Source organism: Micromonospora sp. D75 (assembly GCF_018070405.1).
Taxonomy (GTDB): domain Bacteria; phylum Actinomycetota; class Actinomycetes; order Mycobacteriales; family Micromonosporaceae; genus Micromonospora; species Micromonospora chalcea.
In genome coordinates, this window is sequence record NZ_JAGPXV010000197.1 from 1 (window position 1) to 9,128 (window position 9,128).

8 protein-coding genes are annotated in these 9,128 nt (G+C 73.2%); 3 read left to right on the forward strand and 5 right to left on the reverse strand.

The window, feature by feature from the left end:
* Positions 1 to 109: 109 nt before the first annotated feature.
* The 4 genes from KBX39_RS14300 to KBX39_RS14315 form a co-directional block, all read right to left on the reverse strand.
* Positions 110 to 2,659, reverse strand: a complete 2,550-nt coding sequence (locus tag KBX39_RS14300; protein WP_210870986.1) for an ABC transporter permease — start codon at positions 2,657 to 2,659, stop codon at positions 110 to 112.
* The gene (locus KBX39_RS14305; protein ID WP_210870988.1) at positions 2,659 to 3,423 is read right to left on the reverse strand and encodes an ABC transporter ATP-binding protein; all 765 of its coding nucleotides are present in this window, start codon (positions 3,421 to 3,423) and stop codon (positions 2,659 to 2,661) included. Before KBX39_RS14305 ends, KBX39_RS14300 begins: the two co-directional genes overlap by 1 nt.
* A 261-nt stretch (positions 3,424 to 3,684) precedes the next feature.
* The gene (locus KBX39_RS14310; RefSeq protein ID WP_064446104.1) at positions 3,685 to 4,368 is read right to left on the reverse strand and encodes a response regulator transcription factor; all 684 of its coding nucleotides are present in this window, start codon (positions 4,366 to 4,368) and stop codon (positions 3,685 to 3,687) included.
* A gap of 606 nt (positions 4,369 to 4,974) precedes the next feature.
* Positions 4,975 to 5,889, reverse strand: a complete 915-nt coding sequence (locus KBX39_RS14315) for a PD-(D/E)XK nuclease family protein (RefSeq protein ID WP_043324392.1) — start codon at positions 5,887 to 5,889, stop codon at positions 4,975 to 4,977.
* Between the two features lie 202 nt (positions 5,890 to 6,091).
* Between KBX39_RS14315 and KBX39_RS14320 the strand changes: the two genes are divergently transcribed.
* The 3 genes from KBX39_RS14320 to KBX39_RS14330 all read left to right on the forward strand — a co-directional run bounded on the left by KBX39_RS14320 (position 6,092) and on the right by KBX39_RS14330 (position 8,851).
* Positions 6,092 to 7,150 carry a M50 family metallopeptidase gene (locus KBX39_RS14320; protein ID WP_233514754.1) on the forward strand — a complete coding sequence of 353 codons (1,059 nt, stop codon included), beginning with the start codon at positions 6,092 to 6,094 and terminating at the stop codon, positions 7,148 to 7,150.
* Positions 7,147 to 8,091 carry a tRNA (adenine-N1)-methyltransferase gene (locus tag KBX39_RS14325; RefSeq protein ID WP_043324388.1) on the forward strand — a complete coding sequence of 315 codons (945 nt, stop codon included), beginning with the start codon at positions 7,147 to 7,149 and terminating at the stop codon, positions 8,089 to 8,091. Before KBX39_RS14320 ends, KBX39_RS14325 begins: the two co-directional genes overlap by 4 nt.
* A gap of 187 nt (positions 8,092 to 8,278) precedes the next feature.
* Positions 8,279 to 8,851, forward strand: coding sequence for a hypothetical protein (locus tag KBX39_RS14330; protein WP_043330176.1), 573 nt, complete (start codon positions 8,279 to 8,281; stop codon positions 8,849 to 8,851).
* A gap of 61 nt (positions 8,852 to 8,912) precedes the next feature.
* On the opposite strand, the gene KBX39_RS14335 is transcribed toward KBX39_RS14330, so the two are convergent.
* On the reverse strand, positions 8,913 to 9,128 hold a 216-nt coding region (locus KBX39_RS14335; protein WP_210870990.1), incomplete at its 5' end, for a ferredoxin.

Consider the following 9,128-nt stretch of genomic DNA (forward strand, 5'->3'; position numbering starts at 1 on the left):
GTTGGCTCGACACCACCGGACCTACCGAGGGCCTTCCCTCACCTCAACCCGACACGCCGCCGCACCCCAAATCTCAAACACTCACTAAGAAGGGGCCCTTCCTTTCACGTCAGTCGTGGGCGATGGCGCCCAGGACGTTGATCCGCGCGGCGCGGATCGCCGGCAGCACCGCCGCGACCACGCCGATGATCGCGGCGAGGATCAGGAACGTCACCATCTGACCCCAGGGCAGGATCAGGTCGGTGATGCCCTCGTCCTTGAGCGCCTCGACCACTGCCGCGCCGAGGCCGGTGCCGACCACCACGCCGAGCAGCGCGCCGAAGATCGAGATCACCACCGCCTCGACCGTGATCATGCGCATGGTCTGGGCGCGGCGCAGGCCGATCGCCCGTAGCAGACCCAGCTCCCGGGTGCGTTCCAGCACCGACAGCGCGAGCGTGTTGATGATGCCCAGCACCGCGATCACGATGGCCAGCGCCAGCAGGATCTGGATCATCTGGAGCAGGGAGTCCAGCTGACCGGTCTGCTGCTCGATGAACCCGGCCCGGTCGGCCACCGACACCTCGGGGCTGTCCGCCAGCAGCCGCTCGATCTGCGGCTGCACCGCGTCCACCGACGTGCCGGGGGCGAGCTGCAGGAAACCCTGGATCGGCTGCGGGATGGCGAAGTCCGCCGTTGCCTGCGGCGGCAGCGTCACCGGGTTGGTCAGCTGTGAACTCTCGTAGATGCCGCTGACCGTGTAGGTGCGGGCGTCGCCACGGGACAGCTGCACCGGCACCGTCGAACCGACGCTGAGGTTGCGTGCCTTCGCGGTGTCCGAGCTGACCAGCATCTGGTCCGGCGCCAGCTTGCTGATGTCACCGGCGGCGGCCTTCGCCCCGAAGATCTGCTGCAGCGCGGCCACGTTGCTCGACACGGCCACCCAGGTCCGCTCGCCGCCGACCACTGCCATGTCGCCGTACTCGCCGTCGACCATCTGCACGCCCGGGATCGCGGCGGCCTTCTCCAGGACCGCCGGGTCGAAGCTCGCCGGACGCGGCCCGGACGTGGACCCGGAGATCACCAGCTCCGCCTTGATGGTGTCCTCGGCCAGCGCGCCGATGCTGCCCTTGGCCGAGTCCAGGATCACCGTCACGCCGGTGACCAGGGCGATGCCCACCATCAGCGCGGCGGCCGTGATCGCGGTACGGCGCGGGTTGCGGCCCGAGTTGAGCCGGCCCAGCTTGCCCGGCACCGACCAGGAGAACATCGCGCCGAGCAGCGAGACCACCGGCCGGCTGATGATCGGGGTCAGCAGCGCCACCCCGATGAACGCGAACAGCACGCCGCCGAGGATGGTCGCCAGGGTGCTGTCGCCGGCGTGCCCGCCGAGACCGAGGAACAGCAGCACCGCGCCGATGCCGGTCACCACCGCGCCGCCGATGGTGACCTTGGTCAGCGGCCGGTCCGGCGTGGCGACGTCCTGCATCGCGGCGATCGGCGGGATGCGCGAGGCGCGCAGCGCGGGCAGCAGCGCGGCGATCACCGTGATGAGCATGCCGACCGCGAACGCGCCAATCACCGCCGAGGCGGGCACGCCCAGCCCGGCCAGGGTGAGACCCCCGGCGAGCTGACCGAACAGGTACGCCAGCAGCGCGCCCACGCCGATGCCGGCGGCGAGCCCCAGCACCGAGGCGATCAGGCCGACCGCGAGCGCCTCCAGCACCACCGAGCCGATGACCTGCTTGCCGCTGGCCCCGATCGCGCGCATCAGGGCCAGCTCACGGGTGCGCTGCGCCACGATGATCGAGAACGTGTTGAGGATCAGGAACGTGCCGACCAGCAGCGCCACCGCGGCGAACCCGAGGAGGATCTTGTTGAAGAACGACAGCCCTTCCTTGAGGCCGGCCGAGGCGTCGGCGGCGAGCTGCTCGCCGGTCTTGACCTGGTAGTCGGCACCCAGCGTGCGGGCCAGCTCGTCGCGCAGCGCGGCCGGCGTGGTGCCGTCGGCGGCCTGGACGCTGATGTTGCTGAACACGTCCGGCTTGCCCAGCATCAGCTGCTGCGCCACCGGAGTCGTGAAGTAGACCTCGTTCGCGCCACCGATCGAGTCCCGGCCGCCGCTGTAGCCGAACACGCCGACGAGCGTGAACTCCTTCTTCGGTGCGAGGGTCAGCACGCCGACCCGGTCGCCGACCTTGACCTTGCCCGCCTCGGCCAGCGCGGCGTTGATCACGATCTCGTCGTCGGCCTGCGGGCCGCGGCCCTCGCGCAGCTCTAGCAGGTCGCTCTCACCGAGCCAGTTCTGGCCCAGCTGCGGCGGGCCGAACGAGGTGACCACCTTGCCGTTGCTGCCGATCATCCGGGCGCCCTCGGCGGCCACCACGCCCTCGGCGTCGGCGACGCCGGGCACCGCCTTGACCCGGTCCAGCACCGACGCCGGCATCGGGGTGCTCAGCGGCATCCCCTCCGCCGTGGAGACGTCGATCTTCGGCTTGGCCTCGACGCTCACGTCGACCTCGGCGTACGCGTCGGCGAAGACCGCGTCGAAGGAACGCCCGAGCGTGTCGGTGAGCACGAACGCGCCGGAGACGAACATGACGCCGAGCACCACCGCCAGCCCGGACAGCAGCAGGCGCAGCTTGCGCGCCAGCAGGCTCTTGAGCGTTGCCCGCAGCATCAGTTGCCCACCTCGACCGGGGCGTCCAGCTTCTTCATCGTGTCCAGCACCGTCTCGGCGGTCGGCTCGATCAACTCCGAGACGATCTGCCCGTCGGCGAGGAAGACCACCCGGTCGGCGTACGCGGCGGCGGTCGGGTCGTGCGTGACCATGACGATGGTCTGGCCGTGCTCGCGTACCGAGTTGCGCAGGAACTTCAGCACCTCGGCGCCGGAGCGGGAGTCCAGGTTGCCGGTCGGCTCGTCCGCGAAGATCACCTCGGGGCGGGCCACGAGCGCCCGGGCGCACGCCACGCGCTGCTGCTGGCCACCGGAGAGCTGCGCCGGGCGGTGCCCGAGCCGCTCCCGCAGGCCGACCGTGTCGATCACGACGTCGTACCAGGCCGGGTCGGGCTTGCGCCCGGCGATCGACAGCGGCAGCAGGATGTTCTCCTGCGCGGTGAGCGTCGGCAGCAGGTTGAACTGCTGGAAGATGAAGCCGACCTTGTCCCGGCGCAGCTTCGTCAGACCGGCGTCGTTGAGACCGGTCACAGTGGTGTCGCCGATCATCACGCTGCCCTTGGTCACCGTGTCCAGACCCGCGAGGCAGTGCATCAGTGTGGACTTCCCGGAACCCGACGGCCCCATGATCGCGGTGAACCGGCCGCGCTCGAACTCGGCGCTCACCCCCCGCAGCGCGGCGACCTGCGCCTCGCCGCTGCCGTACACCTTCCACACATCGTTCGCCCGGGCCGCGGCCTGCTCTTGGCCTACCGTCGCGGTCACGTCATGTACCTCTTCCGTCTGTCGTTCTCAATGCCGCACCGCCCCCGCTGGTCGGTGCGGCGGAATCCATCCTCGGGGTCGCGAGCCCGAAAGCCCTCCGACCTGGGGTGGAATCCGTGCCGATCTTCCGGTGAGGGTCGACCCCCATCCGGGCTCAGGGTGACCCCTGACCGGCAGGCGACGCCGACGCTAGAGCCTCACCCGGCGTGATGGTCAACACATCAGCCCCGCCGCTGGTCACGGTAGGTGACCCGCGCCACCTCACCGCCCCGGACGAACCAGACCCGTCTCGTACGCGAGCACGACCGCCTGGACCCGGTCGCGCAACCGTAGCTTCGTCAGCACGTGCCCGACATGGGTTTTCACAGTCGTCTCGCTGACCGACAGCACCCGGGCGATCTCCGCGTTGGACAGACCGCGCGCCATGTGGGTGAGCACCTCCCGCTCCCGGTCGGTCAGCGGGTCCAGCGCCCGCGCCGGCGCGGCGGCCGGATCGGGCAGCAGCTCGGCGAAGCGGTCCAGCAGCCGGCGCAGGATGCGCGGGGACATCGCCGCGTCCCCGGCCGCCACCGTGCGGATCGCCGCGACCAGGTCCTCGGCCGGCACATCCTTGGTCAGGAACCCGCTGGCGCCGGCCCGCAGCGCCCCGACGACGTGTTCGTCCTGCTCGAACGTGGTGAGCACCAGCACCCGAACCGGTAGCCGCGCGGACACGATCGCGCGCGTCGCGGTCACCCCGTCCATCCGCGGCATCCGGATGTCCATCAGCACCACGTCGGGCAGCAGCCGCCGCGCCAGGTCCACCGCCTCCGCGCCGTCGCCGGCCTCACCCACCACGTCCAGGTCGTCCTCCGCGCCCAGCACCATCCGGAATCCGGTACGCAGCAGCGGCTGGTCGTCGGCGAGCAGAACCCGCACCGGCCGGGACACGGCGCCGTCGGTCATGCGTCCCCCTCGTCGTCCGGGCGGCGGTCCGGCCGGGACCCGTCGGCGCCGGCACGCGCGCGATCCGCCCGGCGTGAGCCGGGCCGCGGTAACCACCGTAGAGGTCACCGGTCGCGCGGTCGCCGATCAGGCCGCCCCGATCCCGCAGGTTGGCCGGGCTCCGCGCGCTCAGGCCCGCGCGGGATCGCAGGCGCTCTGCGCGCCGGGTCCGCGCGGATCGTGGGCGGTCTGTGTGCCGGGCTCGCGGGCGCTCCACGGTGGCCCGGCACCGCGATCGTCCGTGGGACGATCCGATACCCGATTCGTCCCACGGCGACCCGGCGCCGGATCCACCCAGCTCGGGGAGCGCCGCGCGCCGCGCTCGGCGAACCCGTCCCGGCTGGTGGTGCATGCCCGCCCGCATGATCGACTCCACTGCGCCGGGGTGGTTGCATCGCACCCCCGTCGACCCCGCCACCTCGCCGATGTGGTGCGCGTACCCGGTCATCCCCGACCGGAAGGGCCGGCGGCGGGGGCGGGGGGTCAGTTCTACCACCACCGAGCAGGCCACCGCGGTGTGGTCGGTCCCCTCCACGGCGCTCTGCCCGCCTCGGGCGGGAACGGAGGTTACTCGTCGGCGCCGGGCGCCACCGGGCGGGAGCGGGCGTCCACCAGCGGGTCGGGCGCGGCGGCGGCCACCGGGAACGGCGGCGGCGTGCCGCCGTAGCTCGGGCACAGCGCCTGGTGGCTGCACCAGTCGCACAGGCGGCTCGGGCGGGGCCGGAAGTCCTGCCGGGCGGTGGCCTGCTCGATCGCCCGCCACAGCGCCACCACTGTGCGCTCGAAGCGCACCAGCTCGTCGGCGTCGGGGGCGTAGTCGCAGACCTCGGCGTCCTTGAGGTAGAGCAGGCGCAGCACCCGCGGCACCACGCCCCGGGTGCGCCACAGCACCAGGGCGTAGAACTTGAGCTGGAACAGCGCCCGCGCCTCGAACGCCTCGCGCGGCGCGCCGCCGGTCTTGTAGTCGACCACTCGCAGCGCGCCGTCGGGCGCCACGTCGAGCCGGTCGAGATAACCCCGGATGAGCAGCTCGTCGTCCACCACCGCGGAGATCAGCGCCTCGCGCTCGGCCGGCTCCAGCCGGCGCGGGTCCTCCACCGCGAAGTAGCCGTCCAGCAGCGCCGTCGCCGAACGGAGGAACTCCTGCGGCCCGGCGGTGTCGCCGTCGGCGAACAGCGAGGCCAGCTCCGGCTCCTCGGTGACCAGCCGGTCCCACTGCGGCGCGACCAGATCACCGGCCGACTCCGGGGTGCGGGCGGCGGCCGGAAGGTCGAACAGCCGCTCCAGCACGGCGTGCACGAGCGTGCCCCGGGCCTGCTCGACAGTCGGCCGCTCGGGCAGCCGGTCGATGCTGCGGAACCGGTAGAGCAGCGGGCAGGTCTTGAAGTCGGCCGCCCGGGACGGCGACAGCGACGCCCGCACCGTGACCGGTGCCGGTGCCGTCTGGTCGCCGTGGCTGTCGATCATCGGTTCCGCCGTCATGCCCGGAAGGTTAGGCCACGCCTGTGACACCGCCACCGTCGCCGCACCGGAGCATGATCGGATCTCCCTCTCAGTGACCGCGGCGGCCCGCCGCGCACGCTCACGTAGCATCGGGCCGGTGCAGCAGCGGAGCCGAGGATCCCGCCGGCCGGGGCTCAGCCTCGGCCGGGTGCTCGGGGTGCCGCTGCGCGTCGACGCCTCGATGCTGCTGCTCACCGTCGTCGTCACGGTGCTGTACGCGGCGCTGGCCCGCCGCCAGCTCGACCTCGGCCCGCTCGGCGGCTACCTGGTCGGGTTCGGCTTCGTGGTCTCGCTGCTCGGCTCGGTGCTGCTGCACGAGCTGGGCCACGCGCTGACCGCCCGCCGCTACGGCATCGGTGTGCGCGGGATCACGCTGGAACTGCTCGGCGGGTACACCGAGATGGACCGCGACGCACCCACGCCGCGGATCGAGCTGCTGATTTCGCTGGCCGGGCCGGCCGTGTCCGCCGTACTCGGCGCCGGCGCGGTCGCCGCCACCCTCGCGTTGCCCGCCGGCACTCTCGGCCACCAGCTCGCCTTCCAGCTCGCGGTCAGCAACGTCGTGGTGGCGATCTTCAACAGCCTGCCCGGTCTGCCGCTGGACGGCGGGCGGGCGCTGCGCGCCGCGGTGTGGGCGCTCACCCGCGACCGGCACCGCGGCACCGAGGTGGCCGGCTGGGTCGGCCGGGCCGTCGCGCTGGGCACGCTGGCGCTGGTCGTGGTGCTCACCATGCGCCGGGCGCTGGCCCCGCTGGCCCTGCCGCTGCTGCTGCTCGTCGCGCTGACGCTGTGGCGCGGCGCCGGCCAGTCCATCCGGCTGGCCCGTATCGGCCGGCGCCTGCACCTGGTCGACCTGGCCCGGCTGGCCCGCCCGCTGCTGCCGGTGCCCACCGGCACGCCGCTGGCCGAGGCCCAGCGCCGCCGCGACGAGGCGGCCACCCCGCACGCGGCGCTGGGCGTCGTCGACTCCGCCGGCCGTACCGTCGCCGTGGTCGACCCGGCGCGCGCCGCCGCCGTACCCCCGGAACGGAGGCCGTGGGTCGCGGTGGACGAGGTGGCCCGCGACCTGTCCGCGGTGCCGGCCCTGCCGGTCGGCGCGGACGGCGAGCGGGTCCTGGAGACCGTACGCACCCACCCGGGCGCGCAGTACGTCGTGACGGCAGGCGAAGATGTGGTCGGCGTGCTGCACATCGCGGATCTCGCCCAGCTCCTGGAACCCAAACGGAAGACGAACACGTGACCGTAGAGATCTCCACCGTCCCGGCGTTGCCCCCGGTCCACCGCGGGCCGTTCCGGCCGGGCGACCGGGTCCAGCTGACCGACCCCAAGGGCCGGATGCACACCGTGACGCTGGAGCCCGGCAAGGAGTTCCACACCCACCGGGGGATCCTCAAGCACGACACCCTGATCGGCCTGCCCGACGGCAGCGTGGTCACCACCGCCGGGGGCGGCACCGCGTTCCTGGCGCTGCGGCCGCTGCTGTCGGACTACGTGCTCTCCATGCCGCGGGGCGCCCAGGTGATCTACCCGAAGGACTCGGCGCAGATCGTCGCCATGGGCGACATCTTCCCCGGCGCCAAGGTGCTGGAGGCCGGCGCCGGGTCCGGCGCGCTGTCCTGCTCGCTGCTGCGGGCCGTCGGCACCGAGGGCGAGCTGCACTCGTTCGAGCTGCGCGACGACTTCGCGCAGATCGCCCGCCGCAACGTGGAGGCGTTCTTCAACGGCCCGCACCCGGCCTGGAACCTGCACGTCGGCGACGTCGCCGACTGCGCCGAGACCGGTTTCGACCGGATCATCCTGGACATGCTGACCCCGTGGGAGATGCTCGACATGGTCGAGCGGGCGCTGGTGCCCGGCGGCGTGCTGATCGGCTACGTGGCCACCACGCCGCAGCTGTCCGAGCTGGTCGAGGCGCTGCGCGAGCGTGGCGGCTGGACCGAGCCGCGCGCCTGGGAGTCGCTGGTGCGCGACTGGCACGCCGAAGGGCTGGCGGTCCGCCCGGACCACCGGATGATCGCCCACACCGCGTTCCTGGTCTCCGCCCGCAAGCTCGCCCCCGGGGTCACCGCGCCGCCGCGCCGCCGCAAGCCCAGCAAGGGCGCCGAGGCGTACGCGCAGCGCCGCGACGCCCTGCGCGCCGCCGCCGCGGCCCGCGCGGAGCAGGAGCCGCAGGAGTCCTGACCCCCGACGCGACCCCCGACGCGCGGGCGCGCGCGTACGGGCGGATCATGTGTGCCGGTGGGCACGACACCTGAGCGGGTGGAGACGGTGGCATGAGCGAGCGGATCGGGGCGCGCGTCGGGCGGCGCGCCCGTGCCGGTGACCTGGACCGGTGGCAGCACGGCGGCGCGGCCCGGTGGGAGGCGGCGTGAGCAACCCCGGTTACGGCAACGGTGACCTGCCCGCCGTCTTCCCGGACTGGTCGCCCTACACCGACCTGGAGTCGGCCGCCCGCGCGTACCTGCGCGACCCGGACATCGCGCTGGAGGCGCTCGACGGCGTGCTGCGCGGCGCCTCCGTGCTCGGCTTCACGCTGGAACGGTTCGTCAACGAGGTGAACGGCGTGTGGCAGGAGGTCGTCGTCTGCGACGGCAGCCGGCTGGTGCTCTGGCACGGCGAGGACGTGCCACCGGGGGAGGGGCCGCCCGGCGCGATGACCTCGTCGCTGCGGGTGGTGCCGCTGTCGACAGTCACCGAGGTCGGCTGCCGGCGGCGGCTCATGCGGGCCGAGAACGGCACCGTACGGGTCGACAGCATCGACGTGTACCTGCTGCTCAGCTCCCTGGACGAGGCGCCACCCAGCGACGAGGTGGCGGGCGCGCCCCGGCACGACGCGCTGCGTTTCGGCAAGACCCTCGACGACGGCGGGGCGGGGCAGATCGCCCGGCTGGAGGAGTTCGCCCGGCTGGTCGCCTCGGTGGTCGGCCGGCCCCTGCTCTGAGGCGGACGAACGGCGGGCCGGGGACGTGTGGTCCCCGGCCCGCCGTGCAGCTGTCCGGGCCTCAGTCGTCGGCCTCCGGGCCGGCCACCTCGACCCCGTCGCTGCCGCGCACCACGTGGATGCACTCGCCCGGGCACTCCTTTGCCGAGTCGATCACCTCGAGGCGCAGGTGCTCCGGCACGTCCACCCGGGCACCGGGGGCCTGCCGCAGCTCGCCGTCGGGGCCCTTGACGTACGCCAGGCCGTCGACGTCGAACTCGAAGACCTCCGGCGCGTA

Bases quoted from the DNA above. Each gene is read 5' to 3' on its own strand.
- KBX39_RS14300 (WP_210870986.1), bottom strand. From the start codon at position 2,659: ATGCTGCGGGCAACGCTCAAGAGCCTGCTGGCGCGCAAGCTGCGCCTG.
- KBX39_RS14310 (WP_064446104.1), bottom strand. From the start codon at position 4,368: ATGACCGACGGCGCCGTGTCCCGGCCGGTGCGGGTTCTGCTCGCCGAC.
- KBX39_RS14315 (WP_043324392.1), bottom strand. From the start codon at position 5,889: ATGACGGCGGAACCGATGATCGACAGCCACGGCGACCAGACGGCACCG.
- KBX39_RS14320 (WP_233514754.1), top strand. From the start codon at position 6,092: ATGCTGCTGCTCACCGTCGTCGTCACGGTGCTGTACGCGGCGCTGGCC.